The organism is Arthrobacter sp. DualSoilB13 (assembly GCF_055389195.1).
In genome coordinates this window covers 877405-892753 of the sequence record NZ_AP035865.1, presented here as the reverse complement: position 1 = coordinate 892753, position 15349 = coordinate 877405, and the positions used below count along the sequence as shown (strand labels likewise).

At 63.2% G+C, this 15349-nt stretch carries 12 protein-coding genes and 1 rRNA gene; 3 read left to right on the top strand and 10 right to left on the bottom strand.

Going from position 1 to position 15349, the window contains the following annotated elements; genetic code table 11:
* Positions 1-81: 81 nt before the first annotated feature.
* On the top strand, positions 82-1311 hold the full coding sequence (locus tag ACZ5J0_RS04255) for an amidohydrolase family protein (protein WP_464094253.1): 1230 nt from the start codon (positions 82-84) through the stop codon (positions 1309-1311).
* A gap of 82 nt (positions 1312-1393) precedes the next feature.
* Here ACZ5J0_RS04255 and ACZ5J0_RS04250 read toward each other — a convergent pair whose 3' ends face one another.
* From ACZ5J0_RS04250 to ACZ5J0_RS04220, 7 genes are all read right to left on the bottom strand, one after another.
* Positions 1394-1885 carry a pyridoxamine 5'-phosphate oxidase family protein gene (locus ACZ5J0_RS04250; RefSeq protein ID WP_464094252.1) on the bottom strand — a complete coding sequence of 164 codons (492 nt, stop codon included), beginning with the start codon at positions 1883-1885 and terminating at the stop codon, positions 1394-1396.
* A gap of 105 nt (positions 1886-1990) precedes the next feature.
* Positions 1991-3193, bottom strand: a complete 1203-nt coding sequence (locus ACZ5J0_RS04245; protein ID WP_464094251.1) for an MFS transporter — start codon at positions 3191-3193, stop codon at positions 1991-1993.
* A 293-nt stretch (positions 3194-3486) separates the two neighbouring features.
* Complete coding sequence (locus tag ACZ5J0_RS04240; RefSeq protein ID WP_464094694.1) at positions 3487-4932, bottom strand: FAD-binding oxidoreductase; 1446 nt, start codon at positions 4930-4932, stop codon at positions 3487-3489.
* Positions 4933-5079: 147 nt separating this feature from the next.
* On the bottom strand, positions 5080-7002 hold the full coding sequence (locus ACZ5J0_RS04235) for a glycoside hydrolase family 13 protein (protein WP_464094250.1): 1923 nt from the start codon (positions 7000-7002) through the stop codon (positions 5080-5082).
* A 2-nt stretch (positions 7003-7004) separates the two neighbouring features.
* Complete coding sequence (locus ACZ5J0_RS04230) at positions 7005-7937, bottom strand: sugar ABC transporter permease (protein ID WP_464094249.1); 933 nt, start codon at positions 7935-7937, stop codon at positions 7005-7007.
* Positions 7937-9595, bottom strand: coding sequence for an ABC transporter permease subunit (locus ACZ5J0_RS04225; RefSeq protein WP_464094248.1), 1659 nt, complete (start codon positions 9593-9595; stop codon positions 7937-7939). Before ACZ5J0_RS04225 ends, ACZ5J0_RS04230 begins: the two co-directional genes overlap by 1 nt.
* A 97-nt stretch (positions 9596-9692) precedes the next feature.
* Positions 9693-10991, bottom strand: coding sequence for a sugar ABC transporter substrate-binding protein (locus ACZ5J0_RS04220; RefSeq protein WP_464094247.1), 1299 nt, complete (start codon positions 10989-10991; stop codon positions 9693-9695).
* A 210-nt stretch (positions 10992-11201) separates the two neighbouring features.
* On the opposite strand from ACZ5J0_RS04220, the gene ACZ5J0_RS04215 reads away from it, so the two are divergent.
* Positions 11202-12947: a glycoside hydrolase family 13 protein gene (locus ACZ5J0_RS04215; RefSeq protein ID WP_250821674.1), complete on the top strand. Its 1746-nt coding sequence runs from the start codon at positions 11202-11204 to the stop codon at positions 12945-12947.
* Between the two features lie 20 nt (positions 12948-12967).
* Positions 12968-13990 (top strand): LacI family DNA-binding transcriptional regulator, encoded by a 1023-nt coding sequence (locus tag ACZ5J0_RS04210; RefSeq protein ID WP_142936552.1) that lies wholly within the window; start codon positions 12968-12970, stop codon positions 13988-13990.
* Positions 13991-13997: 7 nt separating this feature from the next.
* Here ACZ5J0_RS04210 and ACZ5J0_RS04205 read toward each other — a convergent pair whose 3' ends face one another.
* The 3 genes from ACZ5J0_RS04205 to rrf form a co-directional block, all read right to left on the bottom strand.
* Positions 13998-14456, bottom strand: a complete 459-nt coding sequence (locus ACZ5J0_RS04205) for a GNAT family N-acetyltransferase (protein WP_464094693.1) — start codon at positions 14454-14456, stop codon at positions 13998-14000.
* A gap of 55 nt (positions 14457-14511) precedes the next feature.
* Positions 14512-15006, bottom strand: coding sequence for an SRPBCC family protein (locus tag ACZ5J0_RS04200; RefSeq protein ID WP_166841650.1), 495 nt, complete (start codon positions 15004-15006; stop codon positions 14512-14514).
* 88 nt (positions 15007-15094) lie between these two features.
* A 5S ribosomal RNA gene (gene rrf, locus ACZ5J0_RS04195) occupies positions 15095-15211 on the bottom strand.
* Positions 15212-15349 lie beyond the last annotated feature (138 nt).

Here is a 15349-nt window from a genome sequence, read left to right as displayed (position 1 = left end):
GTATACAAGAATTTCACAGCACCCGCGTTTCGTTAACACGGGCGTCGGCGATCAACAGACCTGCCATCAGAGGAGCAACCATTGAATACCCTGATCCGCGCCGTCCGCCCCTGGGGGCAAGCGCTCAGTGACGTCACGCTCGTCGCTGGCGAAGCAGGCGGCAAGATCACCGCCGTCGAACCACACAACCCTGCGCGCGTGGTCCCGGATGGCGTCACTGTTGTCGAAGGACGTGGGCGCCTGCTGCTGCCATCGTTCTCGGATGTCCACGTTCACTTGGACTCCACCCGGATCGGCCTCCCGTTCCGGGAACACACCGGCGGTCCGGGTGTGTGGACCATGATGATGAACGACCGCCTGAACTGGCGCAACGCCGAGGTCCCGCTGCAGGATCGCGTGAATGACACCCTGGGACGGATGATCGCCAGGGGCACCACGCGGGTCCGCTCCTACGCCCAGGTTGATGTGGACTGCAAGCTGGAGCGCTTCGACGCCGTTGCTGCCGCCAAGGAGAAATTCGCCGGTCAGGCATCCGTTGACATCATCGCGTTCCCCCAGGCTGGTCTGTTGTTGGAGGAAGGGACGGTGGAACTCATGGAGGAGGCGTTGAAAGCAGGCGCCAACGTGATGGGCGGCATCGATCCCTGCACCTTGGACCGGGACCCCGTCAAGCACTTGGACATCGTGTTTGGACTGGCAGAGAAGTATCAGGTTCCCATCGACATCCACCTTCACGAACCGGGCGAGCTGGGCGTCTTCAGCACCGATCTGGTGCTGGAGCGGACCAAGGCGCTGGGCATGCAGGGCAAGGTCACCATGTCCCACGCGTACCAGCTGGGCAGCGTCAACGAGGCCACTACACGCAGGCTCATTGATGCCTTCGCTGAGCTCGATGTCTCCCTGGCGTCGGTTGCTCCTTCTGCTGCCGGCCAGTTGCCCATCCCGCTCCTTACCGAGGCCGGTGTTCGTCTGGGCTTGGGCGAAGATGGCCAGCGCGACTACTGGTCCCCCTACGGCAACACGGACATGCTGGACCGGACCTGGCAACTCGCTTTCACCCATGGCTTCCGCAAGGACCAGCTGATCGAGCACTGCCTGGCCATCGCCACCATCGGTGGGGCGAGCATTCTTGACCCCGGCGCAACCAGGCTGAAGGACACCTCCCATCGTCCCGGCGTCGAGGTCGGTGACCCGGCTGAGCTGCTCCTGGTGGACGGTGAAACGGTAGCCTCCACCGTGATGGACCGCGGCAAGGACCGCACCGTCATCCACTCCGGAAGGGTGGTGGCTGACCAGCTGGAACTCGTGTAGCGGCCGCGGAGCCCGCTCTTGTTCGATTCCTCGCCGTTCAACGGTATTGGGGGCGGATAAGGGCGGGTTTTCGCTTTAAGTGCTACTCGCCGCGTGCCGTGGGAGCGCCATCCAGGGGCGACCACCACGTCGCCGGGGGCGTCACTTTGAAGCGGCGCCCGGTCACTTCGCTAGGCGTGATGCGGATGAACTGGTCCTTCTGCCCCGCCTCCCAAGGGAACAGCAGGAGACCGACCGTATCAAGCACGTCCTGCGTCAGTTTTACGGCAGAAGCGCGGCCCTTGACCACCACGCTCCACGCCACACCTGTTTCGGCATTGACGCCGTCGGCTTCGATGGCAACCGGAGCATCGCCCAGAGCTGCATGAAGTTTGGTGCCTTCACCGGTCCGGAACACCAGGGTCCCGTGATCCACTTTGTAATTCACGGGAAAGATGTCCGGGTGATCCTGCACCACAACGGCGAGCCTGCCCACCGAGACACTGCGGAGGAGCTCCCAACACTCGTTGGTCTCCAGGACTTCAGTAGCGGGCGTTTCCGGCTGATTTGTACCTGTTGCTGCTGAGTTGGTCATATGGCCGAGGATACGCCGCCGGGCTGCTGCCCGAACAGGCCCTTCCCCGGTTTCCGGGCAATCGGACGCGGTGCCCGCCTCTGCACAATCCTTCGAATAGCCGGGTTATCGAACCACCGTGGCTTTGGTAGTTGCTTGCTCAGGAGGCGCCGCCCGCTCCGCTGACTCCGTTGCCTCCAGGCTGACGAGGGGTCCACGGATAGCAAAGAATCCTGCACCTGCCAGCACTACGGCCTCCGCGGCGAGCGCCCAGAACGTCAATGCCCAGCCGCCGGTGATGGTGTGCAGTACCCCGGCACCCAGCGGGCCGAGGGACGCCAACGCGAAACCAAATCCCTGGCTCATGGCGGAGAGCCTGCCCGCCGATTGCGGCCCATCGGAGCGGATCACCACCAACGCCATGGCCAGCCCGAATCCAGCGCTTTGGACAATGCCGAGGACGCCTACTGCGAGGAACTGCAGCTCAAGTGGTGCCATCAGAACTCCAAGCAGCGCAGCTGCCACGGACAAGCCAAGGCCGGGCGCCATGATCCTGAGGATGCCGGGGCGGCCAGCGAGCACGGGAGCCAGCAAACTTGCAGGCAACCCAGCAAGACTGAACCACGCCAGCAGGGCGGCAGCATCGGCTTGTGCGAGCCCTCGGGATACCAAGTACACCGCCAACCAGGACGTGATCGCGAAGTAGAGCATGGCCTGGAGTCCGAAGAACGCTGTCACCGCCCACGCCGTGCGTTGCTTCCGGAGCGGAGTGACCACATCAGTGGCTCCGGTGACGGTGCCCGCAGTGGTGGGTGCCGCCGTCGGGCGTCCTCCGGATCGGTGGATCAGGAACGCGCCGATCAGCGCTGGCACCGCCCACACGGCGAGCGCTGATGCCAGGTTTCCACCGAAGGCCTGCTCCAATGGCTGGACCAGCCCGGCACCCAGCGCAGCGCCGAGGCCGAATCCCATGGTGCACAGGCCAGTCCACCAGCCGGTGCCGCGGTTGGCTTTGACGATCTGGGGCACCAGCACGCTGGCTGTCATGATCGCCATGCCGGCCAAGAAGGTTCCGGGCAGCAGCAGTGCGGGCACCGTCGCCCGAATGACCAATGCCGCGGCCAGAACCAGCAACGCCAGCGCGACGGCACGACCTGTCCCGAGCCGTTGAGCCAGCCATGGCCCCATGGGGCCGGAAATACCAAAGGCCAATACCGGCAAAGTGCCCAGTACTGGAAGCAGGGACGGATCCAGGCTGAAGACTCCCGGCACCTGATTCATCACCCCGGCAACGGTGGTAATGGCCGGTCGAAGATTGACGGACACCATGACAAGCGCGATCAACGCTAGACCCACCCTCAGCCTCGGATTCAGTAAAGATCCAGCCTGCCGCTTCTCGCGCACGTCATTCCCCTCATAGCAACTTTGGTATACCAAGTAAGACTATGAGGGGGATGACGCAAAGTAAATACGTCGTTCTGAAAGGAAGTGCAAGAGTCAGAATGCAACCACTCCGAGTCTGGAATACCAAGAAGCACACGTGCGGTCCGCCAGAGAGTTGGAGGTGATAGAGCGTCACACCCAAACACGCGGGACGTGATAGAGCGTCACAGGCCCACGGATCAGATAGCTTTTCCCGGATTCAGGATTCCCTGCGGGTCGAACAGCTCCTTGATCCGCCGCTGCAGCTCACGCATCGGTTCGGGTTGCTCAAGCCCGAGCCAACGCAGCTTGTATTGGCCCACGCCGTGCTCGCCTGTAATGGTGCCGCCCATGTGGAGGCCTACGCGGATCGATTCGTCCAGGGCTGCGTTGAGTCGTTGGAGTGCGTCTGCGTCGGTGGCGGGGTCTACGCGGTCCATCCAGAACGTGGGGTGCAGGTTTCCGTCGCCGGCGTGTGCCACTACTTTGAGTCGAACCTGGAATCGGGCGGCCATAGCCTCGAGTTCAGCCACGAAGTCCACCAAGCGCGAGCGCGGGACGGCTATGTCTTCGCCCACCCTGAATTCGTCGTCCACTTCGACGCCGCGGCTGTTTCTGCGTAGTTCCACCAGCATTTCGGCTTCTTCGCTGGCTTCAGTGGTGACTGTGGCGCCGCTGTCGGCGAGTACCTGGCGGACGACGTCGGCTTCTGCGGCCGCTCCGAAACCGTCGGTTTGGATGAGCAGCAGGGATTTGCCGCGCTTTTGGAGGTCGCTGCCGTTCAGTTCGTCCAGCTGCACCAAGGTGCCGTTGTCCAGGAGTTCCATGATGGCGGGCTGTACGCGGGCTTTGCCTACTGCAAGCACACCAGCGGCGGCGCTGCGGAAGTCCTGGTAGAAGGCGGCGATCGTGTGGATTTCGCGCGGCAGGTATTTGAGCCGAACGGTCACTCCCACCACAATCCCCAATGTTCCTTCGGAGCCCACCAGTAACGCGGTGAGGTCGTAGCCCGCCACGCCTTTGAAGGTTTGGTGGCCGGTGTGCATCAGGGAGCCATCGGCCATGACGACGTCCAGGGCGAGCACGGAGTCACGTGTCACGCCGTATTTTGCACAGCGCAGTCCTCCGGCGTTGGTGGCCACGTTGCCGCCGATGGTGGACATTTTGTAGCTGGCCGGGTCGGGCGCGTACATGAGCCCGTGCTCGGCGGCAGCGGTGTTGAGGTCGGCGTTGATGACGCCGGGTTCGACGACGGCGGTTTCGTCGTCGGGGTTGAGGTCCAGGATGCGGTTCATCCGTTCCAGGCCCAGGACGATGCAGCCTTGGGTGGCGTGCGCTCCCCCGGAGACGCCGGTTCCTGCACCCCGAGCGACGATGGGCACTTGGTGTGCCGCGCAGCTGCGAACGATGTGTTGCACGTCTTCGACGGACTCGGCCCACACCACAGCGAGCGGCAGGTGCCGCTCCAGCAGCGGTCCTTGATCCATGGAGTATACGGTGAGGGTTTCTTCATCCTCGGCCACCTGCCCGGCACGGAGTCCGGCCGCGAGCTCTTTCAGGAATACTTGTTGGCCTGCCGAGGGCCGTGAGTGTTCCCGGCGGCCCGCGGTCCAGGTGTTGATGCTTTCCTCTGATGTTCCGGCCATAGCCGTTTCGTCCGACACAGTGGTCCCTCCACGTACGCACCGCGGACACGCCAAACCGGCAGTCTTCGCAGTGTTTTAGTGCTCCCAGTCTAGCCAGCCCGGAACGCTAGCCAGCCCGGAACGGCAGGGCACGGCCACGGCCGCCGGCTACCCGGTGGCGAGCACCGTCCCCGGCATCGCCCAGATTCCTGCGGAGACACCTTCGGCACGTAGGCAAACATCGTCGACGCCGGATGGTCCGGCGGGTGCGGAGCTCGCCGTTCCGGAGTGGTGCAGTGGCGGGGCGAGTAACGCTTCGAGCTGCTGGCTGGAGAGGACAGCGTTGTCGAGGACCACCTCGGCCGTGTCCCTAGCGACGAATACCAGCGCTGAAGATTCCAAACTTTCCCGGATGAAGACCAACGCGTCGCCCTCGGCGTGCAGCCAGCGCACCCCGCCTTCAGTCAGCGACGGCAGTTCCCTGCGCAGCCGCGCAAGGTTGGCGTAGAGGGACCGCATGTCCGTCCGCACGCGGCTACCATCAGCCCATGGCATGGGCGTCCTGGAGTCCTCGCCGTTGAACCCAACAAACCCGAACTCGTCGCCGGCAAACATGACCGGAACTCCTGGAAGGCAGAAGGTGAGGGCGGCACCCACGGCAGGACCGCCGTCGACCATCACCGTTGCCGCGCGTGCGGTGTCGTGCGTATTGAGCGCGTTCATATTGTTTTGCAGCACACCCCAGCTAAATCCCGCGGCGAGGTCCAGATGTGTTGCCAGGAAGTCCTCAGCATCGATCTTGTTGGGCCCGGATTGCGGTGAGCCGAAGAAGTTCACGTTCGGTGCATCTTTGGCGAGCCAGGACCACAACGGCCGGGTCAGGTGGGAGTACGTCATGGCTCCCTGCCAGTGCTCGCCCGTGAAATCCGGAGAGGCATCGGAGGTGGACTCCGCCAGCAGGGCCGCGTTCGGGTTGATTTCGCGCACCCGGTCCGCAATGAGCCGTGCCACGTCATGGTTGAGGTCCACCGCGCCCAGACGGCCGGTCATGTTGCCGACATCGATCCTCCAGCCATCCAGGTTGAACGGCGGCTTGAGCCAGCGTGCCACCACGGAATCATCATCCGTCACGAAACGTCGGCGGAGTGCATCGGAGGACCAGTTGAACTTGGGCAGTGACGGCACGCCCCACCACGACTCGTAGCTGGAATGGTCGGGGCTGAAGTAGTAGTAGCCGGCTTCCTCCGAGCCGGGATCCGCGAGTGCCTTGACGAACCATTCGTGGGCGTCGCCGGAGTGGTTGGCGGTGAGATCCCCCATGACTTTGATGCCTCGCGCATGTGCAGCTTCCACCAAGTCCACCAGGGCCTGGTCTCCGCCCAGGAGCGGGTCCACGGAATCGAAGGTTGACGCATCGTAGCGGTGGTTGGATCGTGCGGGGAAGAACGGCGTCAGGTAGAGGATATCCACCCCCAAGTCCTGCAGGTGATCGAGTTTTCCCGTGATCCCGGGAAGGTCTCCCCCATAGAACTGGGTGGCTGCCTGCTCGCCTGTCCGCACCACCTGGGCGTCCCAGGAACATGCGATAGCCCAGTGCGGAGTCGGATGATTGTCCGCTTGGGCGGATCGCGCGAACCTGTCAGGAAACACCTGGTACATGGTGCCCTTGCGGAGCCACTCCGGAGCCGCGGCGAACGTTGTCAGCCTGAAGTCTGCAGAGTCGGAGACGTCCCGTCGGAACAGGCCTTGGGCGTTGAGGTTCCAGTAGCGCCGCCCAATGGTGCTTCGGCTCGCTACGGTGGCGGCAGCATCGTCGTCGTGCGTTTCAGTGACTTCCAGCAGAAAGCGGTACTTGGACACCGGGTTTGCCACGAGCATCGCCGCTTCCCACCAGTCCCAGCCATCAGCCGAGCCGAGCCGGATCGCGGCGTCGTAGCGCGGCTCGCCGTCCTGGACGGACCGGACCCAAACCTTCGACGCCGGACCCCACCCCTGCGGGACGCGCAGCCGGAGCCGGACTGTTTCGCCAAGGGACACGGCATGGGGAGCATGAAGTCCGGATCCGTCATGATGCGGAAGGGCGATTGGCATGGTCAGCCTTTCACTGAGCCGGCGGTGAGGCCGCTGACGATGTACTTCTGCAGGAAGAGGAACAAGGCCATGACAGGGATGGCCGCGATGACGGCGCCGGCTGCGAAGACGCCCCAGTTTTCGGAGCGCTGCTGGGCCACATGGGAGTAGAGCCCGACGGCGAGTGTCTGGCTGTCAGGATCGGTCAGGACAACGCTGGCGATGACGAACTCGCTGGAGATGCCTATGAACGCCAAGAGACCCACAACAGCCAGGATGGGGGTGACCAGCCGCAGGATGATGCCGAAGAAGATCTGGACGTGGCTGGCACCGTCGATCTTCGCCGCTTCGTCCAAGGACTGCGGAACCGTGTTGAAGAACCCGTACATCAGGTACGTGTTCACGCCCAGCGCGCCGCCGAGGTACACCATGATCAGGCCCAGCTGGCTGCCCAGCCCCAGGGCGGGGATTACTTGCGAGATGCCACTCAGGAGCAGGAAGATCGCGACGACGGCCAACAGTTGCGGGAACATCTGCAGCAAGAGGAGGGTCAACAGTCCCACCCGTCGGCCTTTGAAACGCATGCGGGAGAACGCGTACGCGGCCATGGCGCCGAGGAAAACGGTGGCGGCGGACGTCACCGTACCAACCACCAAGGTGTTCACGAACCAACGGCCGAAAGGTCTTGTGGGGTCGCTGAAGAGTGCTACGAAGTTGCCGGTATCGAACCTGGAGAAGAGTCCGTTGGAACCCACCAGGGTGCCGTTGGAATCCAAGGCAGCGGACAGAACATACAGGAGCGGGAACACGGCGAAGATCGTGGTGACGATGCCCACCACATGCCGCCAGCCTTTGTCCTTAAACCAGACCCCGAACGGACGGCGTGCAGGCGCCAGCGGCGTAGGGCCGCCGTCGAGCGCTGTTTCCTTGGTGGCGGCCAGTGTGCGTACGCTCATCAGTTCACGTCCTCGAGTGCTTTGGTCTGTTTGAAGCTGATGGCCGAGATAGTGGCCACGATGATGAAAATGATGATGGCCAGCGCGCTGGCCAGTCCGTAGTCGCGCCCTGTGCCTTGGCCGAACGCCACCTTGTACACCAGCGTGATCAGGATGTCGGTGGATCCGATATCGCGATCAGTGTCCGCGAAGCGCGGCCCACCACCGGTGAGCATGTAGATGACGTTGAAGTTGTTGAAGTTGAAGGCAAAGGAGGAGATCAGCAGCGGCGCCACGGACACCAGGAGCAGCGGCAACTTGATGGACCGGAACACCCGCCAGGCCGAGGCACCATCCATGCGGGCGGCCTCGTCGATTTCAGACGGCAGCGACTGCAAGGCGCCCGTGCAGACCAGGAACATGTACGGGAAGCCAAGCCACACATTGACCACCAGCACGCTGATCTTGGCCAGGACAGGGTCCGTAAGCCACCCGATGTTCGCGCCGCCCAAGAGTGTTTGGTTGAGCCAGCCGAACTCGGGGTTGAGGATGCCGGACCACACCAGGCCGGACAGGAAAGCGGGGAACGCATAGGGCAGGATCATCAGGATCCGGTACGCCTTCTTGCCGCGAAGGTCCTCACGGTTGAAGGTGATGGCCAGGAAGAGGCCCATCACGAAGGTCAGGGCAACGGATGCGATGGAGAAGGTGAACGTCCAAAGGATCACACCCAGGAGTGGCCCGCGGAGGCTGGGATCCGTGAAGGCCCGCACGAAGTTGTCCATGCCAACATCGATCTTCCAGCCGGTGGCCAGGGTCTCCCCGTTGGCGTCGGCGAATGCGCCCTTGCCGTTGTCGCGGTATTGGGTGCCGGTATCGGTGTCCGTGAAGGTATCCGTGGCGGCGTCATAGTTCAGTGCCGGCTTGAACTGGTAGGCCGTGCTGCCGTCCGCAGTGCGGAGCGTCCCATCGGCGGGATCGTCCGAAACCGGGACTGTGATCTTCAGGATTTCCTGCTGATTGGCCACGATCTCCTGGAACTTCAGCGTCTGGTAACCCGCCAGGGAGGTGGCCTTGCCTGTCGAGTCTTTGCCGGCTTCCGGGACCTCGGTGAGCGGATCCTCACTGCTGCCGAGTTGTGCCTTGCCAGAGGGATCCGTGAACAGCAGGTAGAAATTACTGCCCTTGGTGAGCACGGACGCCTTGTAAGCAGGCGAGTCCGGGACGCGCTTCTGGGCTGTCATCTGGATGGCCGAAATGGCATCTTCCTTGGTGCTGTTGTGCCCATCGCCGTAGTTGGTGAAGGCGATGTAACCGCTGAACACCACCACCAGGACCTGGAACACCAGCAGGAACAGTACCCCTGGAGCCAGGTACTTGGCCGGTAGCCCACCCTTACGGAGGTAGATCCAGTTGATGGCCAGAACCACCAGTGAGGATACCGCCAACGCGGGCCACGACTGGCTGAGGAACAGCATCATCAGGACGTACACCGCAAAAGCGTCCACAAGTCCCAGCAGGACAACCTTGAGGATGGTGCCCTTGAGGGAATCCGGGTGGCGTACGGGCTTGGCTGTGGGGCGGGCGCCGCTGCCGTTGCGGGCGCCGCTGCCGACGGACTGTTCCGGGCTCGGTTGGCCTTGGGTTGCTGGCAGTTCGCGGAGATCTGGTTTTGGCATTGTGGATCCTTGAGTGAAGCGGTTGGCGACAGGCAGGGCCGGGCGGTGGATTGCCGCCCGGCCCGGGGCAGACCGGTGGAGTTATCCGGTTGTGGTGCTAGCCGCCGATCTTGGACTTGATGCTGTCGGCCATCTTGGTCCAAGCCTCAGCCGGATCTCCCTGGCCCTTGATGATGGCCAACTCGGTGGCGCCCCAGTCAGCCCACACCACACTCATTTCAGGGATGGCCGGCATGGGGACGCCCGTGGCACCGATCTTTCCGAACGCCTCCACAACGGGATCGCTGGCGGCCTTCTCGAAGGAGGCCTTCAATGCCGGCGGGCGTCCGCCTGCCGCATACATGGAATCCTGTGCCGACTCGGAGGTGAGGTAGTTGGTGACGAACTCATTGGTGGCCAAGGCGTTGACGCTCTTGGCGCTGATGAAGAAGCCGTTGACACCGATGAACGGCTGGGCGGGCTCGCCGCCGGCAGTGGGCAGTTCATCCACGGCCAACTTGATGCCCTTCTTCTGGACGTCCGGAACGTTCCACGGGCCTGTCAGGAAATACGGGGATTCTCCGGCCAGGAACTTCTCCTTGGCAATGTCATTGGTGATGTTGGAGTTGATAATCTTCTCGCCGGCATCACCCCAGGAGGCCAGCTTCTTGGCGAATTCGACGCCGGCAGCGTCACCGATGAGGAGCTGCTTTGCGTCATATCCGCCGTCGGCACTCTTGCCGAAGACCTGTGAGCCCATGGAGGACTGCAGCGGATACAGGTGGTAGGGATCGCCCTGTTTCGGATCCATGCCCACCAGGAACGGGAATGCGGCTTTGCCGTCCGCAACGGCATTCTTGCCGTTGGCCACTACTTCGTCCAGCGTGGCGGCTTTGCTGTCCACGATGCTGGTGTTGCGAAGCAAGGCGATGTTCTCGATGGCGTACGGGACACCATAGACGGCGCCGTTGTAGGTCATGGCCTTGATGGAGGAGTCCTGGAACTGTGCCGCTTTGTCGCCCAGCTCAACGGGGGCAATCACACCGTTCTGGACAAACTTTCCAATCCAGTCATGGGGTCCAACAATCAAGTCCGGCCCTTGGCCGGTGGGTACCTGGGTGATGAAGTCGTCGCGCACGGCGGCGAAATCCTTGACCACAAGCTTCACTTCGATGCCGGTATCGGACTTGAACTTCTCCGTGATGTCCTTCAGCGCCGGAGAGCGCTCGGCGTCAACCCACATGGTGATGACACCGGCTCCGGCAGCCTTGAGGTCCGGCTTTGCAGCATCCGAGCTGGGCGTAGTGGAGGCGCTTCCACCGCAGGCGGTCAGTGCCAGGGCAGCGGCCACGGAGATCGCCCCGGCGGCGAAAACACGCCGGGTTGTTTGAGTCTCGAGGGTAGTGTGCACCTTCATTGGTGTCCCTTTCGTTCTTCTTTGCTTCGACGGCAAGGGCTCTAAACCCATCGCATCGCCGGTGACTTTGCTCACAGACTGCAAGCGCTTCCACACACTACAGGTAAATACGCGGAATTGAAAAGACCCCACCTTGTAAATCACTCAAAGACAGCACCCTTAGGGCTGGAAGCGTTTACAATTTTGAAAATTCTCTTCTACGATGTGTTCATGTCCGTTGACTCATTGCTCTCGGTTGCGACCCACGAGCCCACTGCAGCTTTCACGCACGTGACCCCCGTCCACCACGCTTCGAAGGCGCACGGATGGTGGCGGTCCGCTGTGATCTACCAGATTTATCCGCGGTCCTTCCGCGACCTCAATGGCGACGGCGTAGGAGACTTGGCGGGTATCACCGCCGAACTGCCGCAGTTGGCGACGTTGGGCGTCGACGCCGTGTGGTTGTCGCCCTTCTACCGCTCACCTCAGCGGGACGCCGGATACGACGTCAGCGACTACTGCGACGTCGATCCCCTCTTCGGCACCCTGACCGACTTCGATGCCCTCATCGCAGAGGCCAACAGGCTCAACTTGCGCGTCATCGCGGACCTCGTCCCCAATCACTGTTCCGAGCAGCACGTCGCCTTCCAGGCCGCGCTTGCTGCCGGCGCCAACAGTCCGGAGCGGGATATGTTCATCTTCCGCGATGGCCTGGGGCCCGACGGCAATGAGCCTCCCAACAACTGGCAATCGCACTTCGGTGGCCCGGCATGGACGCGCGTCATGGAGCCGAGCGGCGACCCCGGCCAATGGTTCCTCCACCTCTTCGATTCCTCGCAGCCGGACTTCAACTGGGACAACGCGGCCGTCCATGCCGAGTTTGAACGCGTCCTCCGCTTCTGGCTGGACCGCGGCATCTCCGGCTTCCGGGTGGACGTCGCCCACGCGCTGGTCAAGGCAGCCGGACTCCCTGACTGGGGTGGACGCGCAGACGGCAACAGCTCCGAAGGCTTCCCGGGACACGACGCACCCATGTTCGGCCAGCCCGCCCTCCACGATATCTACCGCCGCTGGCGCTCCATCCTGGAAGAATACGGACCGGACCGCATCCTCTGCGCGGAAGCCAACGTGGACCCGCTGCCCCGGCTGGCCCAGTGGGTTCGAGCCGATGAAATGCACCAGGCCTTCAACTTCCCCTACCTGCACGCAGGACTGGACGTGAATCGCCTGCGCCACATCATCACCGACTCCCTGGTCTCCCTGGACGCCGTGGGGGCCCCGAGCACCTGGGTGCTGTCCAACCACGATGTTGTCCGGCACGTTTCACGCTTCGGCTACGACGGACCAGGACCCCGCGACGGCGACGGCATCGGCCCCGACGACGTGCAACCCAACGAAGAACTCGGACGACGACGGGCTGCCGCGGCCACCATGTTCATGTTGGGCCTCCCCGGTGGCGCCTACCTCTACCAAGGCGAAGAGCTCGGCCTCCCGGATTCCTCCAGCATTCCCGGCAGCATGCGCCAGGATCCAACGTTCGCCCGTACCGGCGGAGCCCGCATCGGCCGTGACGGCTGCCGCGTTCCGCTCCCCTGGCGTTCGTCCGAACCCCACTCAGGGTTCGGCAGCGGCCTGGACCCCTGGCTGCCCCAGCCCGAGTCCTGGCCCGCCCTGGCCAGGGACAAGCAAGAGGCGGATCCGGCGTCGCACCTTAACCTGTACCGGCGGATGCTCGAGCTCCGCACCATGCACCGCCTCGGCGAGGGCTCCCTGGCCTGGGTGGAGGACTACTGCAGCGAGACCTCGCTGGCCTACCTCAACGGCAACACCCTGGTGATGATGAACGTCGGAGCCGATGCAATGCCGCTCCCCGCAGGCGAAACCATCCTGCGGAGTTCCGCGGTGGAAGCCGGCGCTGATCTACTGGCTGCTGATCTACTAGGCTCGGGGGAGACAATCTGGCTAAAGGCCAGCTAACTTTTCCACCGAGGAGCAGCATGACCGGCATCAAGGACGTAGCCGAGCGAGCAGGGCTGTCCGTTGCCACGGTCTCACGGGCGCTGAGCGGAAAGGGCAACGTATCCCCCAGCAGCCGGGAACGTGCCCGCTCCGCCGCTGCCGAGTTGGGATTCGTGCTGTCCTATCATGCGTCAAGCCTGGCTTCCGGGCGCACGCACAACGTCGGTCTGGTGGTGCCCTCAGTCCACCGCTGGTTCTTCTCAGCGGTGATCGAGGGCGCCTCCGCGGCGTTGCTTGAGGCCGGCTACGACCTCACCCTCTACAACATCGGTGAAAACCCTGCGCACCGGCAGAGCGTGTTCAACGACTTCCTGCTACGCAAGCGGGTGGACGCAGTCATTGCAGTGTCCTTGGAGCTCAGCGAAGACGAGATCCAGCAGCTTCACGCGGTCCACCGGCCCATCGTGGGCATCGGCGGACCGTTGCCGGGAGCTTCGACTATCAGGATTGACGACTCTGGACTCGCACTGAAGGCCACCAACCACCTGTTGGGCCTGGGCCATACCAAGATCGCGCACATCACGGGTCATGAGGCCTATGACCAGGACTTCCACCTGCCTGGAACCCGCCGCAGCGGTTTCGAGAAAGCAATGAACGACGCCGGCTGCCCGGTCAGGCCCGAATGGATCGTATCCGCGGACTTCACCATAGAAGGCGCTTACTCGGCGGCCCGGCAACTCCTGGCCAGCGCACCGGAGCGCCCCACAGCCGTCTTTGCGGCGTCGGATGAAATGGCCATTGGCACCATCCTCGCCGCAAGGGACTTCGGCCTGCGCATCCCCGACGACCTGTCCGTCATGGGCATTGACGGGCACGATCTTGGCAATGTCCTTGGCCTGACCACCATCGACCAGGATGCCAAGGGCCAGGGAGCATTGGCCGTCCGGACTCTGCTGGGCGCCATCAACAACGGGTTGGTGCTGGAACCTGCTGATACCGAACACCCCACCAAGCTGGTGGTTCGCACCAGTACCGCGGTGCCGAGGGCCGGCACCGCCTAAGGTGCCTCTACGGCAGCTGCCGTTCCATGACGAGCTCCAGTTTCGATGTGTCCTGCGGATAGGGTCGGCTGGCACCCGTGGTCTGGAATCCGTGGCGCCGGTAGAACGCAAGCGCCCTTGAGTTGTCCTCGTGCACCCCAAGCTCCATGCTTTCGGCCGCGAAATCTCCGGCAGCGGCTTTGCACGCCTCTTGGAGGAGTTCGTCGGCCAATCCCAGGCCACGATGCTCAGGTGCCACATAGACGCTGATGAGCATGGCCTGCAGCGGCTTCTCCGGGATCCGGGGGTGCTTGACCACCACACGCATCAGGCCGCAGAGTTTGCTGCCCTCTTCGCCTGTATCGGCAACCAGGGTGATGCTGGCATCGCCGGACATCGCGGCAGCACGCTCCTGCCACTGGGTGTCTGTTTGCCGGCGGGCCGCGTCCAGGCTCTCCACGTAGGCCATGGGCGTATCCGTGAGCATCTCCAGGCGGACAGCCTTCAACAACGGCCAGTCATTCGCGTGGAGCCTGCGGATCCTAGGCAACTGCTCCGCCCATGAACCTCACGTAGCGCTCCAAGACACGGGGCCACCGCTCGGCGTAGGACGCGCGTGAGGCCGCAGGGTCTTCGGCGCCCTCCCAGCCGTCATGGATCAACCGGACTTCAGTGCCCTCCTCCACGGCCCGGAAAACCACGCGGATCTCCGTGGACCACAGGGGCGTACTGGCCGGATACCAGCTCGCGTGGAAGGACAGTGGAGGCTGCCAATCGTCGATAGTCCCCCATACTGATGTGCGGCCATCCTCGGCCGTCTCCAGTATCAAGTTCTCTTCGAACTCAACATGAGATCCTTCGCCGTACACACTCTCCTGCTCCAGCGGCCACCACAGATGTGGATGATCGGTGAAACCCTGGAAGGCATGCGAGACGTTGGTAGGAACCACAACAGTAATGATCAGGGGGTCAAGGCCATCGCCGGCCTGTTGGGACGGTTCGGGCTCCGACTCTGGATGGCTGAAAAGATTTTCCATGACCACCAACTCTACCGGGGGCGGAAGGTACACAGGTGGGTTAAAGTCGAAGAGCCCCAGCCGGTGGCTGGGGCTCTTCTTAATGGTTGTCCGGCGGTGTCCTACTCTCCCACACCCTCCCGGGTGCAGTACCATCGGCGCTGTGGGTCTTAGCTTCCGGGTTCGGAATGGGACCGGGCGTTTCCCCCACGCTATGACCGCCGTAACTCTGTTACCCGTCCCGGGTGTGCGGGCCCTTGTGGGGGGCTGCTTTCCCGGGTGGGAAGACTGTGGTTACAACTGTGGTGTTGTGTATTTAGTTGTTGTTGGTTCCGGCAACCCGGGGACGGGTTGTTGTTCGGGA

What these genes read in the sequence shown, in the direction of transcription:
- ACZ5J0_RS04250 (WP_464094252.1), bottom strand. Translation starts at nt 1,885, where the DNA reads ATGACCAACTCAGCAGCAACAGGTACAAATCAGCCGGAAACGCCCGCT.
- ACZ5J0_RS04245 (WP_464094251.1), bottom strand. Translation starts at nt 3,193, where the DNA reads ATGGTGTCCGTCAATCTTCGACCGGCCATTACCACCGTTGCCGGGGTG.
- ACZ5J0_RS04240 (WP_464094694.1), bottom strand. Translation starts at nt 4,932, where the DNA reads ATGGCCGGAACATCAGAGGAAAGCATCAACACCTGGACCGCGGGCCGC.
- ACZ5J0_RS04235 (WP_464094250.1), bottom strand. Translation starts at nt 7,002, where the DNA reads ATGCCAATCGCCCTTCCGCATCATGACGGATCCGGACTTCATGCTCCC.
- ACZ5J0_RS04230 (WP_464094249.1), bottom strand. Translation starts at nt 7,937, where the DNA reads ATGAGCGTACGCACACTGGCCGCCACCAAGGAAACAGCGCTCGACGGC.
- ACZ5J0_RS04225 (WP_464094248.1), bottom strand. Translation starts at nt 9,595, where the DNA reads ATGCCAAAACCAGATCTCCGCGAACTGCCAGCAACCCAAGGCCAACCG.
- ACZ5J0_RS04220 (WP_464094247.1), bottom strand. Translation starts at nt 10,991, where the DNA reads ATGAAGGTGCACACTACCCTCGAGACTCAAACAACCCGGCGTGTTTTC.
- ACZ5J0_RS04215 (WP_250821674.1), top strand. Translation starts at nt 11,202, where the DNA reads ATGTCCGTTGACTCATTGCTCTCGGTTGCGACCCACGAGCCCACTGCA.
- ACZ5J0_RS04210 (WP_142936552.1), top strand. Translation starts at nt 12,968, where the DNA reads ATGACCGGCATCAAGGACGTAGCCGAGCGAGCAGGGCTGTCCGTTGCC.
- ACZ5J0_RS04205 (WP_464094693.1), bottom strand. Translation starts at nt 14,456, where the DNA reads ATGCTCACGGATACGCCCATGGCCTACGTGGAGAGCCTGGACGCGGCC.
- ACZ5J0_RS04200 (WP_166841650.1), bottom strand. Translation starts at nt 15,006, where the DNA reads ATGGAAAATCTTTTCAGCCATCCAGAGTCGGAGCCCGAACCGTCCCAA.